This is a genomic window from Yersinia sp. KBS0713, from assembly GCF_005937895.2.
GTDB lineage: Bacteria > Pseudomonadota > Gammaproteobacteria > Enterobacterales > Enterobacteriaceae > Yersinia > Yersinia bercovieri.
Genome location: NZ_CP042173.1, coordinates 1,858,204 through 1,878,077 on the forward strand (window position 1 = coordinate 1,858,204; position 19,874 = coordinate 1,878,077).

Genomic DNA, 19,874 nt, shown 5'->3' on the forward strand with positions numbered 1-19,874 from the left:
TCCTCCTTGGCATCGCAGCAGGATTAGCTGTAATACCAATGGCTTTTAGGTCTGTTCTGCTCAATAGAAACCGCTGCTATTTTATTATGGTGGCGGTTTTTTTTGATCTTAAGCAACGCACGTAAAGCTAAAAAAATGCGCAGGTAATGTTAAATCATCAGCATAAAATTTCGCATTAACATGGCCTATCAGTCGGATTCCTCCTAAACACATTCATTCACACCTATTATCTGGATGTTTAGTCCATTTGTCTTATTGCTAGGTCTGCGCACATTGTGCAGACTTCATCGGTCTACTGAGTTAAGACGGCGAGTCACGCACGCCGTACTCCGGTGATCAGGGTTCAGCCCTCAAAGCCAGACGCTGCCAGATTTTCTGTTTATTACATGGAATTCTGGGGCAGAAGATGCGTGGTAACACTTTCAGGAGGATTTCCTGTGAACAAATCAATGTTAGCAGGTGTGGGTATCGGTATTGCGGCCGCTCTGGGAATTGCCGCTGTCGCGAGTATGAATGTATTCTCCGGCGCACCGCAATATGCACAAGTTCTTGCCGCAACGCCGATTAAAGAGACTATCAAAACGCCGCGTAAAGAGTGCCGCGATGTGACTGTCACTCACCGTAAACCGGTGCAGGATGAGAACCAAATCGCGGGTTCAGTGTTAGGTGCCGTTGCGGGTGGCGTTCTGGGCCATCAGGTAGGCGGTGGCCGTGGTAAAGATATCGCCACTGTTGCAGGTGCCCTGGCAGGTGGCTATGCCGGTAACCGCGTGCAAAATAACATGCAGGAAAATGATACTTATACGACCACCCAACAACGTTGCCAAACGGTTTACGACAAGTCACAGAAGATGCTGGGATATGACGTAACCTACAAAATTGGCGATCAACAGGGAAAAATTCGTATGGATCGTGATCCAGGCACGCAGATCCCAATCGATAAAAATGGTCAACTGATACTGAACGACCGAGCATAATACAAAATCTGTTGTCCAAGACCTTGTACCAAGAACCCGCGATATAGTGCTAATTCTGATCGCTTAACGTAATTTTTAGCCAATTGATACTCAAAGTTATTGGGGTTGCAGGTAGGCAGCAAATGAATGACAAATCGGTGAAAACCGATTTGAACAGCATTTATGCTAGCCCGTAGGGTGAGCCTCTTTGAGGCTCATTAATCCCGATGAGCTTACTCAAGTAAGTGATTCGGGTGAGTGAGTGTAGCTAACACCCCTGCGGCGCCAGGCACGAAGAGTATAACAGTTTAGCGAGTGGCATTAGCATTAACGCGGGTCTCTCCTTGCTGAGAGCCCGCGCTAATTAGCCAATTAAGCTACGCAATGCTGAGCAAATGCCGCTAACAATTCGCTGATAAATTTCAGTCGTTGCGTCCGGTCAGTTAAATCCTGCATAAACTTCAGCTTGGTTGGCCCTTCCAGTCGATATATTTTCGGCTGACGTTGCAGCAGCCCAATCAGATAGACCGGATCGACCCTGTTCTTCTCGCTAAATTCGACAAAACCACCGCGTTCATTGCCTTCAATTCGCTTAATCCCCAACTTCTGCGCTTGCTGACGCAATTCAGCGGTTTGTAACAGGTAGCGGGCAGCATCTGGCAGCTTGCCAAAGCGATCGATTAGCTCAACTTTTAACTCATCAAGTTCTGTTTCATTACGTGCACTGGCGATACGTTTATAGAATGAAAGCCGGACATTCACATCAGGAATGAAATCATCGGGCAGCAGCACCGGCATACGCATCTCAATTTCAGTCTGATGACTGGTCAAATCCTCCAGTGATGGCTCGCGCCCCTCTTTCAGTGCATCAACGGCGTTCTCCAGCAGCTCCATGTAGAGCGAGAAACCAATGGTGGTCAACTGGCCGCTTTGGTCCTCGCCTAACAATTCACCCGCCCCACGAATCTCCAGATCATGGGTTGCCAGCGCGAAGCCCGCACCGAGATCTTCCAGTGAGGCGATCGCCTCCAGCCGCTTTTTGGCATCGGTGGTCATGGCTTTTGGGTTCGGCGTCAACAGGTAGGCATAAGCTTGATGATGCGAACGCCCGACACGGCCGCGCAATTGGTGTAGCTGTGCCAGACCAAAATGATCGGCGCGTTCAATGATAATGGTATTAGCACTAGGAATGTCGATACCTGTTTCGATAATCGTTGTGCATACCAGTACGTTAAAGCGCTGGTGATGGAAGTCATTCATCACCCGCTCTAGATCCCGTTCACGCATCTGACCATGGCCAATTGCGATCCGTGCCTCTGGCACTAATTCAGCTAGCCGCTGGGTGGCCTTTTCGATGTTCTCCACGTCGTTGTACAGGTAGTAAACCTGCCCACCACGCAGAATCTCACGCAAAATCGCTTCCCGAATCACCAGGCTGTCATATTCGCGGACAAAGGTTTTCACCGCCAACCGACGCGCTGGCGGGGTGGCAATAATCGACAAATCGCGCATACCGCTCATCGCCATATTCAGTGTGCGCGGAATAGGCGTTGCGGTTAGCGTCAGGATATCCACATCCGCGCGCATGGCTTTAATGCGCTCTTTATGGCGCACACCGAAACGGTGCTCTTCATCGACAATTAGCAGGCCGAGATCTTGCCAGCGCAGATCACTTTGCAGCAACTTATGGGTGCCGATAATAATATCGACTTTCCCTTCCGCGGCTTGCTCCAGAATGAGCTGCTGCTCTTTGGCGCTACGAAAGCGAGACATCATCTCAATCCGCACCGGCCAGGTGGCAAAGCGGTCGCGGAAGTTGTCAAAATGCTGCTGGGCGAGCAGGGTGGTCGGCACCAATACCGCGACTTGCTTATTATTAGCCACCGCGAGGAATGCCGCCCGCATCGCCACTTCAGTTTTACCGAAGCCGACATCACCACACACCAGTCGATCCATCGCCAGCGGCTGGCACATATCACTGAGAACTGCGTTGATGGCCTGTTCCTGATCCGGGGTGGTTTCAAACGGGAAGCTTTGGCAGAACAGCTGATATTGTTCGCGATCGAGTTTGAATTTGAAGCCCGATTTGGCTGCGCGCTGGGCGTAGATATCCAGCAGTTCAGCCGCCACATCCCGCACTTTTTCTGCGGCCTTCTGTCGTGCCCGACCCCAAGCTTCGCCGCCCAGTTTATGCAGCGGCGCATTTTCGTCTGCACCACCGGAATAGCGGCTAATCAGATGCAAGGATGAGACCGGCACATACAGCTTATCTTCACCGGCATAGGTCAATATCAGGTATTCAGCTTTGATACCGCCCGCTTCAAGGGTGGTCAGGCCCAGATAGCGGCCAACGCCGTGTTCCAGATGCACCACTGGCTGACCGGGGCGTAGCTCGGCCAGATTGCGGATCAGAGTATCGGTATTGATGGTGCGGCGGTTATCTTGCCGACGGCGGCTAACGCGCTCGCCCAACAAATCGCTTTCACAAATCAGCACGAGCTGTTTATCCGCATCAAGGAAGCCACGCTCGGCCGCACCAATCATCAGATAGTGACCGGGGGCGCGGGCTTGCGATAATTCGGTTATCAGGGTCGGGCTGATTTTTATCCGTGCCAGCAGGTCTTGCAGTGTTTCGCGTCGCCCCTCACTCTCTACGGAGAACACAATGCTGCCGCTGAATGCCTCAATAAAGCGGCGCAGATTATCCAATGGCGCTTTTTGCTGCGCTTGCACCGCTAAATCAGGTAGCGCCTGATAGTGCAAGTTGGTATTGGCCGTTTTGGCGGGCAGTTCATCGGTTTTAAGCTGGAGCCGTGGCCACTCTTTTAGCTCGCTGAATAGCGAGTCTACCCGCAACCAGAGGGTTTCGGGGGCCAGCAATGGGCGCATTGGGTCAATGCGACGACTCTCAAAACGTTGATTCACATCGAGCCAAAAACGCTCAGCTGAGTTCTCCAGTGAACCGGTGTTTATCAATAGGGTGTTTTCAGGTAAATAGCTGAACAGTGAAGGTAATGGCTGGCTGAAGAACAGCGGCTGCCAGTACTCGATCCCAGCGGGCCAGATGCCTTTGCTCACTTGCTGATAGATATGTTCCGCATCACGGCGGACGTCGAACTGCTCACGCCATTGGCTGCGAAATAGCTCAATAGCCGCTTTATCAATGGGGAATTCATGAGCCGGCAGTAAGTTTATCTGCTCAACTTCAGTGAGCGTGCGCTGGGTATCCACATCAAACACCCGCAAACTGTCAATGTCATCGTCAAAGAAATCAATGCGATATGGCTCTTCGCTGCCCATCGGATAGAGATCCAGCAGTGCGCCACGGGTGGCAAACTCACCGTGCTCCATGACCTGATCAACACTGCGGTAGCCTGCTTGCTCTAGTTGGGCGCGCAACTTATCCCGTGACAGGTGCTGGCCCTTTTTCATCACCAGTGCATGACCATGCAGGAACTCATGGGGGCATACCCGTTGCATTAGGGTATTGACTGGGAGAATAATAACGCCGCGTTCCATTGCAGGAAGCTGGTATAGGCAGGAGAGGCGGGCCGAAATAATATCCTGATGCGGTGAAAAACTGTCATACGGCAGTGTTTCCCAGTCGGAGAGGGTGTTCACCGGCCATGATGAGAATTGCTGGATCTCATCTCGTAGGCGCAGCGCCGTCTGCATATCGGGGGTAATTAACATTACCGGGCCATGATGGCGCTCAATGATTTCCGCACATTCGACCGCGCAAGCAGAGCCGGTCAACTGACCTAACTGACGGGTATCGCCACGTCGTTCAGGTAATGAATAACGATATTGTTGGGACATAAGCAGTTAAACAGTCTCTTTATCAGGACAAATTATCTCGGCGGCTATCCTAGCACGTGAACAGCTATAGCCACAGATGGGTGCTCTTTTTTGGAATAAAAGCCGGAGATTTAGGCGGTTAATGGTTCCATAAAGCGGTAGTACCCTTTATTATCCTCGATCACTTTGCTTTAGCAACAGGATCTAAACAGATTTCATGTATCAACCTGTCGCACTATTTATTGGCCTGCGTTATATGCGCGGCCGTGCATCCGACCGTTTCGGTCGGTTCGTTTCGTGGCTTTCGACCATTGGCATCACGCTGGGTGTGATGGCACTGATTACAGTATTATCTGTGATGAATGGTTTTGAGCGCGGTTTGCAAGATAATATTTTGGGGCTGATGCCACAGGCGCTGATAACCACGCCGCAAGGTTCACTCGACCCGAAGCAGATGCCAGCTTCAGCACTGAAATCACTGACCGGTGTGACCGACATTGTGCCGCTGACCACCGCGGACGTGGTGTTGCAAAGCGCGCGCAATCTCTCCGCGGGGGTGATGTTGGGGGTTGATCCCTCTCAGCATGAGCCATTGGCTAGCTATTTGGTTAATGTGCAGCTGAAAGATTTACAGCCCGGTAGCTACAATATGATCCTCGGCGAGAAGCTCGCAGGGCAGTTAGGGGTTAAACGGGGTGAAACGCTGCGTTTGATGGTGCCGAGTGCCAGTCAGTTTACCCCGATGGGGCGCATCCCTAGCCAGCGGCTATTTAATGTGATCGGGACATTCGCGGCGGACAGCGAGGTCGATGGCTATCAAATGCTGGTTAATCAGCAGGATGCATCGCGCCTAATGCGCTATCCGGCGGGCAATATTACCGGCTGGCGCTTATTCCTTTCACAGCCGCTCTCCGTTGATAGCCTGAGTCAGCAGACCTTGCCGGAGGGCATGGTTTGGAAGGATTGGCGTGATCGCAAAGGTGAGTTATTCCAGGCCGTGCGCATGGAAAAAAATATGATGGGGCTGCTGCTGAGCCTGATTATCGCCGTGGCGGCCTTTAATATCATCACCTCGCTGGGCCTGTTGGTGATGGAAAAGCAGGGCGAGGTGGCTATTTTGCAGACGCAAGGCTTGAGCCGCCGCCAAATCATGCTGATATTTATGGTGCAGGGCGCGACCGCTGGCGTGATTGGTGCGCTGCTTGGTGCCGGATTGGGTATTTTACTCGCCAGCCAATTGAACACCATCATCCCTATTCTCGGTTTACTGATCGATGGCGGTTCATTACCGGTGGAAATTAACCCGCTTCAGGTCACGGTCATTGCCCTGGTGGCGATGGCGATTGCTTTGCTATCCACGCTTTATCCTTCCTGGCGCGCTGCCGCCGCACAACCTGCCGAGGCTTTACGCTATGAGTAATCATCCTTTATTACAGTGCTTAAACTTGTGCAAACGCTATCAGGAAGGGCAACTGCATACTGACGTTCTGAGCAATGTGTCGTTCACCATTGAGTCTGGTGAGCTGATGGCAATTGTCGGTAGCTCCGGTTCAGGGAAAAGCACCTTGCTGCATCTGTTGGGGGGTTTAGATACCCCAACCTCCGGTGAGGTGATTTATCAGGGGCGCTCACTGAATCAGCTCTCCTCCAGCGCGAAAGCAGAACTGCGTAACCGTGAGTTAGGTTTCATCTATCAATTCCACCATTTGTTGCCTGATTTTACTGCATTAGAAAATGTCGCGATGCCACTGTTAATCGGCGGCGCTAAACCGGCGCAGGCGCAGGATAAAGCCCGTGCCATGTTAGTGGCCGTCGGGCTGGAGAAGCGCAGTAAGCATCGCCCCTCGGAGTTATCCGGTGGTGAGCGCCAGCGGGTGGCGATTGCCCGCTCGTTGGTCAATAACCCTTCGCTGGTTTTAGCCGATGAGCCGACCGGTAATCTTGACCAACGCAATGCAGATAGCATCTTCAATTTGCTGGGTGAATTGAATGTTCGTCAAGGGACGGCATTTTTAGTGGTCACCCACGATTTACAGTTGGCGAAACGGATGAGTCGCCAGTTAGAAATGCGTGATGGTCAGTTACAACAGCACTTGACGTTGGTGGGGGCGCAGTGATGGGTGCTTTGCCACTTTCGCTCTTAATCGGTTTGCGTTTTAGCCGTGGCCGCCGTCGTGGCGGTATGGTGTCGCTAATTTCGGTGATTTCCACTCTGGGTATTGCCTTGGGTGTTACCGTATTGATCGTCGGCCTAAGTGCGATGAATGGCTTCGAACGTGAGCTGAAAAACCGTATTTTGGCGGTTGTACCTCATGGCGAGATTGCGGCAGTTAATCAGCCATTCGCTGACTGGTCATCAAGCTTACAACGCATTGAAAAAGTGCCGGGTATTCTGGCGGCGGCTCCTTATATCAATTTTACCGGGCTGATTGAAAACGCCACGCAGCTGCGGGCGGTGCAGGTCAAAGGGGTTGATCCCGAGTCTGAGCAGCGCCTTAGCGCATTGCCCAGTTTTGTTGCTGATCACGCCTGGGATAATTTCAAGGCGGGGCAGCAGCAGATTATCTTAGGCAAGGGTCTGGCGGATGCCCTGGGGGTGAAACATGGCTCTTGGCTGACGGTGATGATCCCCAATAGCGATCCTGAGATGAAACTGCTGCAACCTAAGCGCATTCGTCTACAAGTGGCGGGTATCTTTCAGCTAAGTGGTCAGTTGGATCACAGTCTGGCACTGGTGCCATTGGCTGATGCACAGCAATATCTTGATATGGGTGATAGTGTTACCGGTATCGCCATCAAGGTAGATGATGTTTATAACGCCAATAAACTGGTGCGCAGCGCCGGTGAGGTGAGTAACGCCTATGTCTATATCAGCAGCTGGATTGGCACCTATGGCTATATGTACCGAGATATCCAGATGATCCGCACTATCATGTACTTAGCTATGGTGCTGGTGATCGGGGTTGCCAGTTTTAATATTGTGTCTACGTTGGTGATGGCGGTTAAAGATAAGAGTAGTGATATCGCCGTATTGCGCACGTTAGGCGCTAAAGATGGCCTGATCCGGGCCATCTTCATCTGGTATGGCTTGCTGGCCGGGCTTATCGGTAGCATTAGCGGTGTGGTGGCGGGGGTGATTATTTCGCTGCAATTAACCACCATTATCCGCAGCTTGGAACAGCTGATCGGGCATCAATTTTTGTCGGGTGATATCTATTTCATCGATTTCTTGCCGTCAGAGCTGCACTGGTTTGACGTGGCCTGCGTACTGGCAACTGCACTGGTGCTGAGTTTGATAGCCAGCTGGTATCCTGCGCGTCGTGCCAGTCGTATTGATCCTGCGCGGGTATTGAGCGGGCAGTAGTTATTGCCGTGATACTCCCAGCGGCATCTGTGTTGGCCGCCGGCTACAACTCGAATTATCTAGGGCATATAAGGATAAGTTTATGTATTACGGCTTTGATATGGGTGGCACCAAAATTGAGTTGGGCGTTTTTGATGCCAACCTACAACGAATCTGGCATAAACGAGTCCCTACGCCACGTGAAGACTATCAACAGTTGCTGCAAACATTACAGAGTTTAACACTGGAAGCAGATGCGCATTGTGGTGTTAAAGGCCGTGTGGGCATTGGTATTCCCGGTTTGCCTAATGCAGATGATGGCACTGTTTTCACCGCCAATGTCCCGGCGGCGATGGGCCAATCATTGCAAGGCGACCTGTCAAAATTGATTCAGCGCGAAGTTCGCATTGATAACGATGCCAACTGTTTTGCGCTGTCTGAAGCTTGGGACCCTGAATTTCGTGCCTATCCAACCGTTTTGGGGCTGATTCTTGGCACAGGGGTTGGCGGTGGTCTGATTGTCAACGGCAGCATTGTTAGTGGGCGCAACCATATCACGGGTGAATTTGGTCACTTCCGCTTACCGGTGGATGCGCTAGATATCTTGGGCGCAGATATTCCTCGGGTGCCTTGTGGCTGCGGCCATAATGGTTGTATCGAGAACTATATTTCTGGCCGTGGTTTTGAATGGCTGTATCAGCACTTCACTCAACAATCTTTGCCCGCGACCGAAATTATCGCCAACTATAATGCTGGTGAACCTAAGGCCGTGGCTCATATTGAGCGATTTATGGATGTGCTCGCTGTGTGTCTGGGCAACTTACTGACCATGCTGGACCCCCATTTAGTGGTGATTGGCGGCGGATTATCTAATTTCGCGCAGATCTACGAGGAGCTACCCAAACGCTTACCGCAACACTTATTGCGGGTGGCGCGCTTGCCACGCATTGAAAAAGCGCGTTATGGCGATGCGGGTGGTGTTCGTGGGGCTGCATTTCTGAATTTGAATGAGTAATAGTCGTTACTATCAATAATAATACCCAATGTCATTGATGCTACAGGTGGGCGGTATGTTGCCCCTGTCGCCCCAAGTGGCAAGGTTATAGAAGAGGCAAAAAGTTATGCGCATTCGCCATCGGCTATGTCGGTTTCGCAAGAATAAGCATTTGCGGCATCAACGTTTTCGCTCCCGTATTTTTCATCGGGACAGTGCTGCCATCTCAGAAATGAAGAAACCCTTGGTGGTGGTACTGACGGGAGCGGGTATCTCGGCTGAATCTGGTATTCGTACTTTCCGTGCCGCTGATGGCTTATGGGAAGAGCATCAAGTGGAGGATGTCGCCACGCCTGAGGGGTATCGTCGGGATCCTGAATTAGTCCAAGCTTTTTATAATGCGCGCCGTCGTCAGTTGCAGCAGCCAGATATTGCACCCAATGCCGCTCACTTCGCACTGGCCGATTTGGAAGCGGTGCTTGGTGATAACTTTGTTTTGGTGACTCAGAATATTGATAACCTGCATGAAAGAGCGGGCAGTAAACGAGTGATCCATATGCATGGTGAGCTACTGAAAGTCCGTTGCACGCAGTCTGGTCAGGTGCTGGATTGGCCGGGTGATCTCTCTGCTGATGAGCGCTGCCACTGCTGCCAATTCCCTTCACCGCTGCGGCCGCACATTGTGTGGTTTGGCGAAATGCCGATGGGGATGGATGAGATCTATCAAGCACTGGCTGAAGCTGATTTCTTTATCTCAATTGGCACCTCAGGTCATGTCTATCCTGCTGCCGGGTTTGTGCATGAATCAAGCTTACATGGTGCGCATACCGTCGAGTTGAATCTGGAACCTAGTCAGGTGGAAAGCCAGTTTGATGAGAAGCACTATGGTCTGGCGAGTAAAGTAGTACCAGAATATGTGCGCGAATTTTTAACCACGCGTGGCGAGAATCGTCAGGGCGACTAATCATTTCGGCTAATGCTCTCTCTGCTTTTGTGGCACCGCAATAATACTCTGCCGGTTGATGAATAACTCATCCGGCGAGTTTTTTATGTCGTGGCTTTTATTCTGGCTTAAGTTTGTCTAAAACTGACCTGACGCAATATTTGATCACGATCACTTCCCCATAATGATAATCACTATTATGAGGGTGGGAACCATGGACAAATTACTCGACCGCTTTTTCAACTATGTCTCTTTTGATACACAAGCAAAAGCTAATGTAAAATCCGTGCCGAGCACTGAAGGGCAGCGCAAGCTTGCTCAGGCATTGCAACAGGAGTTGCAGGCGCTGGGTCTCTCTCAGGTTAGCTTGAGTGACCATGGCTGTCTCATGGCAACATTGCCGGCAAATGTCTCCTGGCCGGTCCCCACCATTGGTTTTATTGCCCATCTTGATACTTCACCTGATTCCTCAGGTAAAAACGTCAATCCACAGATTTTAGAAAACTACCGTGGTGGCGATATTGCCCTGGGGATGGGTGATGAGGTTTTATCTCCGGTTATGTTCCCGGTATTGCATCAGCTACTTGGGCACACCTTGATAACCACTGATGGTAAAACCCTGTTAGGCGCAGATGATAAAGCCGGCATTGCCGAGATAGTCACCGCCATAGTGCGCTTAAAGCACAGCCAGGTTCCTCACGGGGATATCCGCATTGCATTCACACCAGATGAAGAGGTGGGCAAAGGTGCGCGCTTCTTTAATGTGGAGGAGTTTGCTGCGCAGTGGGCTTACACCGTAGATGGTGGCGGTGTCGGTGAGCTGGAGTTTGAGAACTTTAATGCGGCATCAGTGACCATCAAAATTGTAGGGAATAATGTTCATCCCGGCAGTGCTAAAGGGGTGATGGTCAATGCTTTGTCGCTGGCGACTCGTTTCCATCAGGAACTTCCTGTGGAGGAAACACCTGAGTGTACAGAGGGTTACGAAGGTTTCTACCATCTGCAAAGTATCAAAGGCACTGTTGAGCGGGCTGAAATGCACTATATTGTGCGGGATTTCAATCGCGATGGTTTTGAAGCGCGCAAGAAGAATATGGTAGATATTGCCAAGCGGGTCGGGAAAGGTTTACACCGTGATTGCTATATCGAAATCATTATGGATGACAGCTATTACAACATGCGTGAGCATATTATTAAGCATCCGCATATTATTGAACTGGCGCAGCAGGCCATGCGCGATTGTGATATCACCCCGATTATGAAGCCGATCCGTGGCGGGACCGATGGCGCTCAGCTATCCTTCCGTGGGTTGCCTTGCCCAAATATCTTTACCGGCGGTTATAACTATCACGGTAAGCATGAGTTTATTACGCTGGAAGGGATGGAGAAAGCGGTCTCAGTTATTATGCGAATTGCGGAGTTGACCGCTAAACGAGCTAAAGCCGCATAAAATTACTGGCTATTTTTTAGCAAAACACCCCGTTGTTTGGGGCACCAGACTGCTGACAAACTCCGATGGCGCGATCTGGAACGGAGGGACGGGTAGAAGAGTAAAGCGTCCGCGCCAGGGATGGCGCGGATCGAGCCTCCAGGGAAGGATTTACGGCGTCTTTACGATCTACCTGTTCCCTCCGCAACCGATACTTTGTCAATAACCTCACGCCCCACTATTCGGGGCGTTTTTTTATGTCATAAACCGCAAAATCAGTCGTTAAAATACCAATAGCCGCTGTTCACCATCGCACTTAGCATCGCCAGGAATGATGGATCTTCCAGTGCGTCACCCAGTTTCTCGGCATCAACACTGAAATATTGGCACAATGCGTCGGCAGCCTGCAAATGCGGTGTATCAATCAACTCACCGTTAGCATAACAATGCTCACCAATGCGCAGCACACGTAGGCCGCTTAGGCGTTGCAGCGCTTCGCCTTGCTGGAGCAACTCATAGATATCACCGGCCTGATAAGGCGGCTCCGGTGGTGCAATATCCAACTCATGGCGCGATTGAGAGATAAACTCACCGAACCAATTTTGGAAGTGCTCTGGTTGCTGGACTAAATCCAACATCATGGTCCGGAGCTTATCGACCTCTTGCGGCAACACCTCAGCAGGATGTTCGCGCAATGGCAGGTCGGGATCACTGTAGCGGTAGCTACCTAACTCCCGTGAAAGTATGTAGTCAGCAAAGCCACTGACCAGTTCTCGTGCATTCGGTGCGCGGAAACCGACAGAGTAATTCAATGCATTTTCAAGTGCATAGCCTTCATGAGGGAAACCCGGTGGGATATAGAGAATATCACCTGGCTCCATCTCTTCATCAATGATGGCGTCGAAGGGGGCCACTTGCAGCAAATCTGGATGTGGGCAATGCTGCTTCATTTCAGTTTTTTCGCCGACCCGCCAGCGCCGCCGACCGGTGCCCTGAATGATAAAGACGTCATATTGGTCAAAGTGCGGGCCTACGCCGCCACCGGGTACTGAGAAGGAGATCATTAAATCATCCATGCGCCAGTCAGAAAGCGCACGGAAGGGGCGCATTAATGCCGCCGCGGGTTCGTGCCAGTGGTCAACCGCCTGAACCAGCAGTGACCAGTTGGTTTCACCTAAGTGGTCAAAGCTCTCAAAGGGGCCGTGACCCACTTGCCAGCGACCATCCTCATGACTGACCAGACGGCTATCGACCTCATTCTCCATCGCTAATCCGGCAAGCTCGTCTGGCGAGAGCGGGTCAATAAAATTTTTAAAGCCACGTTTAAGGATAACGGGACGTTTCTGCCAGTAGCGCTGCAGAAAATCGGGCCAATCGAGATCGAGTTGGTAATCCATGTTTATTCCAAATAGGAGGGGGCTTGGCAGTGATTATAACGGATGCCTGTCACCAGTATCAGGGGGATAGGCAAATTTTGTTAATCATCGTGATAATCGTTTTGTTGGCCAAAGGTTACCATCATTTTTGCGCCACCTAAGGGGCTCTCAGTGATGGAAATTTTACCCTGATACTGCTCGATTATTTCGGCGGCGACCGATAACCCCAGCCCTTGCCCTGGGCGTAATGTATCCACCCGCAGACCGCGCTCGAAAATCAACTGCCGCTTGCTTTCAGGGATGCCCGGCCCATCATCCTCGACGACGATAGTGAGCTGTTTTTCAGAGTGTAGGGCGGTAATCTCAACAAATTCCAAACAGTATTTGCAGGCGTTATCCAAAACATTACCCATCACCTCCATAAAGTCATTTTTATCACCGAGGAAAGTAACTTCCGGCGAGATATCGAGAGTCAATACGACCCCTTTACGCTGGTAAACTTTATTTAGCGCACTGCACAGGCTATCTAGCAGGGCAGGAACAGAGTGAATTTCCCGCACCAGCACGCTATGTTCTGAACGCATACTGGCCCGATGCAGGTAATAACCAATTTGTTGGGAGATTCGACTGATCTGCTCAAGCATGATCGGCTCAATTTCCTCGATAGTATCCTGTTTACCGGTACGCAAAGAGCGTAATGCCGTCTGTAATACTGCCAGTGGGGTCTTAAGACTATGGGTGAGATCCGACAGTGTGGTGCGATATTTGGTATAACGCTGGCGTTCATTAGTTAGCAAAATATTGAGATTACGAACCAAACTTTGTAATTCGCGGGGCGGGTTCTCATCCAGTTGTTCGCGCTCACCTTTTTCAAGCTGATTGATCTGGCTGACCAGCGCTTTAATTGGCCGTAGACTCCAATAGGCTGCCAGCCACAGCAGGGGGATCACCAACAGTAAATTTGCCAGTAAGACGTAGCTAAACCAGTCCCAAACCAGATCAGACCGCTGTAGCTCCTGCGGGATAGTATCGACGACCACAATAGTGAGTTGTGGCAAGTGGGAGGTCGGGGGATAAGTATTGACAGAGATTGAGTGAGTTAAGGCGCTGTTGTCGGTATCGTCATATTTTTTAAGCTGATCTTGCGCTTTCTGGTTATCACCGAGCATCATGCTACTGATGTGCGTTCCAGTATCCAGTTCGTAAAAGCCCGGTTTTTGTAACCAGCTTTTTTCGATACGAGATTCCAGTTCAGGGACATGACGCTGGCGCCACAAGATGTTGCCATCTTTATCGTAAATCAAAATCAGCGTAGGGATGTTCAGCTCAAGTTCAGGGGGCATCGAAATACTGAGTTTATTATCGTGCCACTGTGCCAGACTGAAAAATAGGTTACTTTCACCACGGTGAGCTTTGAAGGTGTTCTTATCGAAGCTGACAATATAGCCCACCACCGCCACCATGCCATAAGAGAGTGATAGCGCAAGGATGACACCGGCAGTTGCCATAAGAAAACGGGCCCGCAGGGAGAACGGCTTACTATTTTTCCTGAACATGGTGTCTAGCTGGCGTCAAAACGGTAGCCCTGACCACGGATGGTCGTAATCACTTCACCCTCATGTTCTGCCTGCAGTTTTTTACGCAAGCGGCCCATTAATACATCAATGGTATGGCTCTCACGTAGTTCTGCATCAGGGTACAGTTGCAGCATCAGTGTCTCTTTGCTGACGACCCTACCCGAATTACGAATGAGGGTTTCAATAATGGTGTATTCGAAGGCCGTCAGTTTAATCTGTTGCTGATTGACACACAACTCTCGGCGCGAAAGGTCAATCTGAAATGGGGGGAACTCAATGACCTGAGACGCCAGACCAATATTGCGCCGCATCAAAGCTTGCATTCGAGCAATGACCTCCTCCAGATGGAAGGGTTTGGTCACATAATCATCGGCACCAGCTTCCAGCACCGCAACTTTATCTTGCCAGCTCTCACGTGCTGTCAGCACCAAAATGGGTAAGTTGGTTTGGTGGCTACGCCAACGACGGATAAGGCTCAATCCATCTTCACCGGGGAGACCAAGATCAATAATGGCGATATCTGGGGCGTGCTCTTGTAGGAAATAGTCCGCCTCTTTAGCATCTTCTGCTGCGTCGACCTGATGACCCATTTCACGCATTTGCACCGTAAGATGGTGGCGCAACAAAGCGTTATCTTCCACAACCAAAACCCGCATATCCAATCCCTCGATAGCTCATTGATCGGATAATTAACTATTACCCAGTCAATAATTAAAACTGATTATTTAGAAGTTATAACGCAAACCCACTGCATGTGATAGTCGCGCCTACGTGTATACAGTCCTTTTGATATTGCTAGCATTATCTGCGACAACAACTAAACCGGAACTAAACCGGGACTAAACAGGGAGGAAGTAGGGTAACGAAATAGACCGTGGGGTGATAAAAATGACGCTAACCCTTTGTATATTCGTTGGTATTTTAAGCTATAACTAGTCCACCAGGCTGAGTTGAGGGGCGTTGACGGGTGAATGACCTGCAACGTCAATCACGTTGCAGGTAAGTGATAAAGATTACTTTAATTCATCAACCATGGATGCCGCCCGACCAATATAGTTGGCGGGGGTCATGGCCTTCAGGCGAGTTTTCTCCTCTTCCGGCAAGGCCAGACCATCAATAAACGCCTGCATACCTGCGGCATCAACACGCTTGCCACGGGTAAGTTCTTTCAGTTTTTCATACGGTTTTTCAATGCCATAGCGGCGCATGACGGTCTGGATTGGCTCAGCCAGAACTTCCCAGTTATGGTCTAACTCTTCCAGCAGGTGCGCTTCATTGACTTCCAGCTTGCTGATCCCTTTCATCGTCGCCTGATAGGCGATCAGGGCATAACCCAGGCCGACACCCAGATTTCGCAACACAGTGGAGTCGGTGAGATCACGCTGCCAGCGTGAAACCGGTAACTTACTAGCCAAATGGCCCAGCACTGCATTAGATAGCCCAAGGTTGCCCTCGGAGTTTTCGAAATCAATCGGATTGACTTTATGCGGCATGGTGCTTGAGCCAATTTCGCCGGCGATGGTTTTTTGCTTGAAGTGATTCAGTGCAACATAACCCCAGATATCACGGTCAAAATCGATCAGGATAGTATTGAAGCGGGCAACACAATCAAAAAGCTCAGCAATATAATCGTGAGGTTCGATTTGAGTGGTGTATGGGTTCCAGTTAATCCCCAGTGATGTGACAAAACTTTCGCTGAACTGATGCCAGTCGACTTCAGGATAAGCCACGATGTGCGCATTATAGTTGCCGACAGCACCATTGATTTTGCCCAGAATTTCCACTTGTGACAGCTGGCGGAACTGACGCTCCATACGGTAAGCAACGTTAGCAAACTCTTTGCCGATAGTGGAGGGGGTTGCGGGTTGGCCATGGGTGCGGGACAGCAGCGGCAAGTCACGGTATTGGTGGGCCAGCGCTTTAATTGAATCAATAATCTGACGCCACATCGGCAAGACCACATCCTGGCGGGCGGTTTGCAACATTAAGGCGTGGGATAAGTTATTGATATCTTCAGAGGTACAAGCGAAGTGAATGAATTCTGACACCGCATGTAAGGCTGGAATGCTCTCCACCTTCTCTTTGAGGAAGTACTCAACCGCTTTCACATCATGGTTCGTGGTACGTTCAATGGTTTTGATGCGCTGTGCATCCTGCTCATTGAACTCTTGCACGATCTTATCGAGGTAAGCGTTTGCGTCGGCATCAAAAGCCGGAACTTCTTTGATTTCTGCACAGGCGGCCAGTTTTTGCAGCCAACGTACTTCGACCTGCACACGGAATTTCAGCAAACCGAATTCGCTGAAGATTGAGCGCAGTGCGCTGACTTTATCGCCGTAGCGTCCATCAATAGGTGAAACGGCGGTCAGTGAGGATAATTCCATCGGTGGCGACTCCTGAGATCAGATTTCAATTATGAGCAAGAATACTCTGTGCCTGCTTAAACAGACGATTTCGCGAAAACATTAACTGCAAGCGGCTTCCGCCAACTTGTTGCCAAAGCACGGCTGAGCGGATGCCCGCCAGCAGGGTGGCACGAATTTTTGCCTGCACCAGTGTGCTTTGTAAAATAGCCGGTGAACCTATGACCTGAATACGCGGGCCGAGCGGGCTGATAACATCAGTATAAATAGATGCCAGCGAACTCATCATAGTTTCAGATTCGAGGTCAAAATGTGCCAGTTGGCGATCAAGCTGGCTGATACGTTCACCTAAGGTATTCATGGCTGACTTATTGGCGTTGAGCTTACGTTCCAGCACCATCAAGCTCAGGGTATAGCGGGTCAATTCCGCAGCCGGCCCCTGACGATTGGCATTTAAGACGCTTTGCAAGGTTTCCAACCCCATTTTCAGGGATTGCTCATCACCGCCAAACACCGCCAGTGTTGACGGGGGGTTGGTTTGCAGCAACCCCCCCAGCACGGTACTTAATGCGTCATTATCGCACTGACCTTCATGGGCCAATTGTTGAACCAAGCGAGCTGACTGGCAGACTCCTGCCAATGCCAGTGTAATATCATAATAGTTCTTCGCCACGGTCACTCCTGTAAACATTTCGGCTCAGTGTTGACTGATTTAGTAGGGTGCTGAGTCAGTCAGTGGATAGCGCGCTTCAATAATACCACCACCGAGACACACTTCAGCCTGGTAGAAGACGGCGGACTGACCGGGCGTAACTGCCGCCACCGGATCATCAAACCGAACTTCAACACGGTCATCATCCAGTGGGGTCACGGTGCACGGGATATCCTGCTGACGATAACGGGTTTTCACCACACAGCGGAAAGCGGCAGTGATGGGTTGACGATCAACCCAATGTAGCTGTTGGGCAATCAGGCCCACAGACATTAATCGAGGATGTTCATGGCCTTGTGCTACCAGCAAGATATTGTTGGCCACATCTTTATCCACCACATACCAAGGGTCATCGCCGCCATCTTTGGTGCCACCAATCCCTAACCCCTTACGTTGCCCTAAGGTGTGATACATCAGGCCCTGATGTTCACCCACATGCTGGCCGTCTACGGTCATGATAGGCCCGGGTTGCGCCGGCAGGTAGCGGCCAAGGAAATCGCGGAATTTGCGTTCGCCAATAAAACAGATGCCGGTAGAGTCTTTTTTCTTTGCGGTGACCAGATCAAGCTGCTCGGCGATGCGGCGAACTTCAGGTTTTTCTAACTCACCCACCGGGAACAGGCTCTGAGCAAGCTGTTCGTGACTGAGGGTATAAAGGAAGTAGCTTTGATCCTTATTGCCATCCAAGCCACGTAACAAGCGGCTTTTACCATTAACGTCCTGACGGCGAACATAGTGACCGGTAGCAATATAGTCCGCCCCCAGATCTTCGGCGGCGAACTCAAGGAAAGCTTTAAATTTGATCTCTTTATTACAGAGAATATCGGGATTAGGCGTGCGCCCAGCTTTATACTCGGCCAGGAACAGTTCGAACACGTTGTCCCAATACTCTGCGGCAAAATTGACGGTGTGCAACTCCATGCCCAGCTTGTCGCATACCGCTTGAGCATCGGCCAAATCGGTCGCTGCTGAGCAATACTCTTCGCCATCATCCTCTTCCCAGTTCTTCATGAACAGGCCTGCGACTTGGTAGCCCTGTTGCTGGAGCAGGTAAGCGGAAACGGAAGAGTCGACACCGCCGGACATACCGACGATGACTTTTTTCTGGCTGTTATCTGACATGGGAGTCTCACTAACGTAAATACCTAAGTCTCGGCTGGACTCTCGCGGATCAACCATCCGCACAATTTATCCACGCCGATAAGGCATTATAAAAACAAGCGCCGGATTTTATCACGTTGATCGCGTTGCTGCATTGTTGATTCGCGCTCTGAGTGAAATTACCTGCGTAAATCAAATCCGCCTGTTATAGCGGCCAGTTAAAGGGGCCAACCAAATCAAGGGAGTAGCGCTCTGGCTGTTGGTAACAGCGGATACTTTCTGCGACCAGCGGTGAACGCAAATTGGCTGATTGCACTATTTCATCGGCAGTGAGCCACAGGCAGCAGTCGATATCAGTGTCATGGGGCGAGGTGGGTAGTGGGGCCGGCAGTTCAATCACAAAAGCGAAACGTAAAAATGGCGTTTTGTCCGGTGCTATCCATTGATGCATCCGCAAAAACGATTGCGGTGTTGCACGAATACCGGTCTCCTCCCACAACTCCCTTTCCGCGGCCTGTAGCAGGGTTTCATCTGCTTCCAGGTGACCTGCAGGTTGATTCCACAACTTTTTGCCGTTAATGGTCTCTTCGACAACTAAAAACTTCCCTTGGGCGTGTACGACACAAGCGACGGTAACATGGGGCTTAAACATGGTTTATCTCCTTCCATTCGCCTGGCTGCAGGTCGCCAAGACTTAAATTTCCCATACTAAAACGTATCAGACGTAGAGTTGGGAAGCCAATATGGGCGGTCATTCTGCGGACTTGCCGGTTGCGACCCTCGAAAAGGGTGATCTTTAACCAACTGGTGGGGATCGATTTTCGCTCGCGAATAGGTGGATGACGTGGCCAGAGCCACTCGGGTTCAGCCACTAACTCAGCGCCGGCCGGTAGGGTCGGGCCATCTTTTAAGGTCACCCCCCGCTGAAGCTGAGTAAGCGCTTCCTCTCCGGGTACTCCCTCTACTTGCACAAAATAGACTTTACCTGTTTTCTGGGCCGGTTGCGTCAGTTTGGCTTGTAACTTGCCATCATTGGTTAACACCAGTAAGCCTTCACTGTCACGATCGAGTCGGCCAGCGGCATAAACATCACTAAAAGGAATGAATTCCTTCAAAGTTCGCCGTCCCGACTCATCTGTAAATTGCGGTAACACATCAAAAGGCTTGTTGAATAACAGCACTCGCCGTGGGGTGACTGGCGCTGTCGCTTTGGCCTGTGACTGAGTGCTGAATCGGTTAACTTTGTGATTTTTAACAGAGAATTTATTCATGATTATTGCGA

At 50.7% G+C, this 19,874-nt stretch carries 16 protein-coding genes; 7 read left to right on the forward strand and 9 right to left on the reverse strand.

The annotated features are described in order from the left end of the window. The first annotated feature begins 437 nt into the window (after positions 1–437). Entirely contained in the window at positions 438–977 is a 540-nt protein-coding gene (locus FFE93_RS08715) for a glycine zipper 2TM domain-containing protein (protein WP_005273099.1), read from the forward strand. A 351-nt stretch (positions 978–1,328) separates the two neighbouring features. Here FFE93_RS08715 and mfd read toward each other — a convergent pair whose 3' ends face one another. Beyond that, positions 1,329–4,775: a transcription-repair coupling factor gene (gene mfd / locus FFE93_RS08720; RefSeq protein ID WP_138775044.1), complete on the reverse strand. Its 3,447-nt coding sequence runs from the start codon at positions 4,773–4,775 to the stop codon at positions 1,329–1,331. Positions 4,776–4,971: 196 nt separating this feature from the next. Between mfd and lolC the strand changes: the two genes are divergently transcribed. The 6 genes from lolC to pepT all read left to right on the forward strand — a co-directional run bounded on the left by lolC (position 4,972) and on the right by pepT (position 11,484). Beyond that, positions 4,972–6,174 carry a lipoprotein-releasing ABC transporter permease subunit LolC gene (lolC, locus tag FFE93_RS08725; protein WP_005273108.1) on the forward strand — a complete coding sequence of 401 codons (1,203 nt, stop codon included), beginning with the start codon at positions 4,972–4,974 and terminating at the stop codon, positions 6,172–6,174. Beyond that, positions 6,167–6,871, forward strand: a complete 705-nt coding sequence (lolD, locus tag FFE93_RS08730; RefSeq protein WP_032897398.1) for a lipoprotein-releasing ABC transporter ATP-binding protein LolD — start codon at positions 6,167–6,169, stop codon at positions 6,869–6,871. Before lolC ends, lolD begins: the two co-directional genes overlap by 8 nt. Continuing rightward, on the forward strand, positions 6,871–8,118 hold the full coding sequence (gene lolE, locus FFE93_RS08735; protein ID WP_057646820.1) for a lipoprotein-releasing ABC transporter permease subunit LolE: 1,248 nt from the start codon (positions 6,871–6,873) through the stop codon (positions 8,116–8,118). The genes lolD and lolE overlap by 1 nt, the downstream gene beginning before the upstream one ends. Positions 8,119–8,200: 82 nt before the next feature. Further along, a complete protein-coding gene (nagK, locus tag FFE93_RS08740) occupies positions 8,201–9,112 on the forward strand; it encodes an N-acetylglucosamine kinase (RefSeq protein WP_005273114.1) in 912 nt (303 codons plus the stop codon). Between the two features lie 106 nt (positions 9,113–9,218). Then, the gene (cobB, locus tag FFE93_RS08745; protein WP_032897401.1) at positions 9,219–10,055 is read left to right on the forward strand and encodes a Sir2 family NAD+-dependent deacetylase; all 837 of its coding nucleotides are present in this window, start codon (positions 9,219–9,221) and stop codon (positions 10,053–10,055) included. Positions 10,056–10,248: 193 nt separating this feature from the next. After that, entirely contained in the window at positions 10,249–11,484 is a 1,236-nt protein-coding gene (pepT, locus tag FFE93_RS08750) for a peptidase T (RefSeq protein WP_138775045.1), read from the forward strand. 254 nt (positions 11,485–11,738) lie between these two features. On the opposite strand, the gene FFE93_RS08760 is transcribed toward pepT, so the two are convergent. From FFE93_RS08760 to rluE, 8 genes are all read right to left on the reverse strand, one after another. Further along, positions 11,739–12,860, reverse strand: coding sequence for a cupin domain-containing protein (locus FFE93_RS08760; protein ID WP_005273123.1), 1,122 nt, complete (start codon positions 12,858–12,860; stop codon positions 11,739–11,741). Between the two features lie 80 nt (positions 12,861–12,940). After that, positions 12,941–14,395, reverse strand: coding sequence for a two-component system sensor histidine kinase PhoQ (gene phoQ / locus FFE93_RS08765; RefSeq protein WP_054871975.1), 1,455 nt, complete (start codon positions 14,393–14,395; stop codon positions 12,941–12,943). A 5-nt stretch (positions 14,396–14,400) separates the two neighbouring features. Continuing rightward, entirely contained in the window at positions 14,401–15,072 is a 672-nt protein-coding gene (gene phoP / locus FFE93_RS08770; protein WP_032897410.1) for a two-component system response regulator PhoP, read from the reverse strand. Between the two features lie 357 nt (positions 15,073–15,429). After that, entirely contained in the window at positions 15,430–16,800 is a 1,371-nt protein-coding gene (purB, locus tag FFE93_RS08775; protein WP_005273133.1) for an adenylosuccinate lyase, read from the reverse strand. Between the two features lie 25 nt (positions 16,801–16,825). After that, positions 16,826–17,452 carry a high frequency lysogenization protein HflD gene (gene hflD / locus FFE93_RS08780; protein ID WP_032897413.1) on the reverse strand — a complete coding sequence of 209 codons (627 nt, stop codon included), beginning with the start codon at positions 17,450–17,452 and terminating at the stop codon, positions 16,826–16,828. Positions 17,453–17,491: 39 nt separating this feature from the next. Continuing rightward, positions 17,492–18,613 carry a tRNA 2-thiouridine(34) synthase MnmA gene (mnmA, locus tag FFE93_RS08785; RefSeq protein WP_054871977.1) on the reverse strand — a complete coding sequence of 374 codons (1,122 nt, stop codon included), beginning with the start codon at positions 18,611–18,613 and terminating at the stop codon, positions 17,492–17,494. A gap of 184 nt (positions 18,614–18,797) precedes the next feature. Further along, positions 18,798–19,244 (reverse strand): NUDIX hydrolase, encoded by a 447-nt coding sequence (locus tag FFE93_RS08790; RefSeq protein ID WP_032897417.1) that lies wholly within the window; start codon positions 19,242–19,244, stop codon positions 18,798–18,800. Further along, the gene (gene rluE, locus FFE93_RS08795) at positions 19,237–19,863 is read right to left on the reverse strand and encodes a 23S rRNA pseudouridine(2457) synthase RluE (protein WP_005273144.1); all 627 of its coding nucleotides are present in this window, start codon (positions 19,861–19,863) and stop codon (positions 19,237–19,239) included. Before rluE ends, FFE93_RS08790 begins: the two co-directional genes overlap by 8 nt. Positions 19,864–19,874 lie beyond the last annotated feature (11 nt).

Excerpts from the sequence above, each read along its gene's own strand:
- phoP (WP_032897410.1), bottom strand. The coding sequence starts at position 15,072 with ATGCGGGTTTTGGTTGTGGAAGATAACGCTTTGTTGCGCCACCATCTT.
- cobB (WP_032897401.1), top strand. The coding sequence starts at position 9,219 with ATGCGCATTCGCCATCGGCTATGTCGGTTTCGCAAGAATAAGCATTTG.
- FFE93_RS08760 (WP_005273123.1), bottom strand. The coding sequence starts at position 12,860 with ATGGATTACCAACTCGATCTCGATTGGCCCGATTTTCTGCAGCGCTAC.
- rluE (WP_005273144.1), bottom strand. The coding sequence starts at position 19,863 with ATGAATAAATTCTCTGTTAAAAATCACAAAGTTAACCGATTCAGCACT.
- nagK (WP_005273114.1), top strand. The coding sequence starts at position 8,201 with ATGTATTACGGCTTTGATATGGGTGGCACCAAAATTGAGTTGGGCGTT.
- mnmA (WP_054871977.1), bottom strand. The coding sequence starts at position 18,613 with ATGTCAGATAACAGCCAGAAAAAAGTCATCGTCGGTATGTCCGGCGGT.
- purB (WP_005273133.1), bottom strand. The coding sequence starts at position 16,800 with ATGGAATTATCCTCACTGACCGCCGTTTCACCTATTGATGGACGCTAC.
- pepT (WP_138775045.1), top strand. The coding sequence starts at position 10,249 with ATGGACAAATTACTCGACCGCTTTTTCAACTATGTCTCTTTTGATACA.
- lolD (WP_032897398.1), top strand. The coding sequence starts at position 6,167 with ATGAGTAATCATCCTTTATTACAGTGCTTAAACTTGTGCAAACGCTAT.
- FFE93_RS08790 (WP_032897417.1), bottom strand. The coding sequence starts at position 19,244 with ATGTTTAAGCCCCATGTTACCGTCGCTTGTGTCGTACACGCCCAAGGG.
- lolE (WP_057646820.1), top strand. The coding sequence starts at position 6,871 with ATGGGTGCTTTGCCACTTTCGCTCTTAATCGGTTTGCGTTTTAGCCGT.
- lolC (WP_005273108.1), top strand. The coding sequence starts at position 4,972 with ATGTATCAACCTGTCGCACTATTTATTGGCCTGCGTTATATGCGCGGC.
- mfd (WP_138775044.1), bottom strand. The coding sequence starts at position 4,775 with ATGTCCCAACAATATCGTTATTCATTACCTGAACGACGTGGCGATACC.
- phoQ (WP_054871975.1), bottom strand. The coding sequence starts at position 14,395 with ATGTTCAGGAAAAATAGTAAGCCGTTCTCCCTGCGGGCCCGTTTTCTT.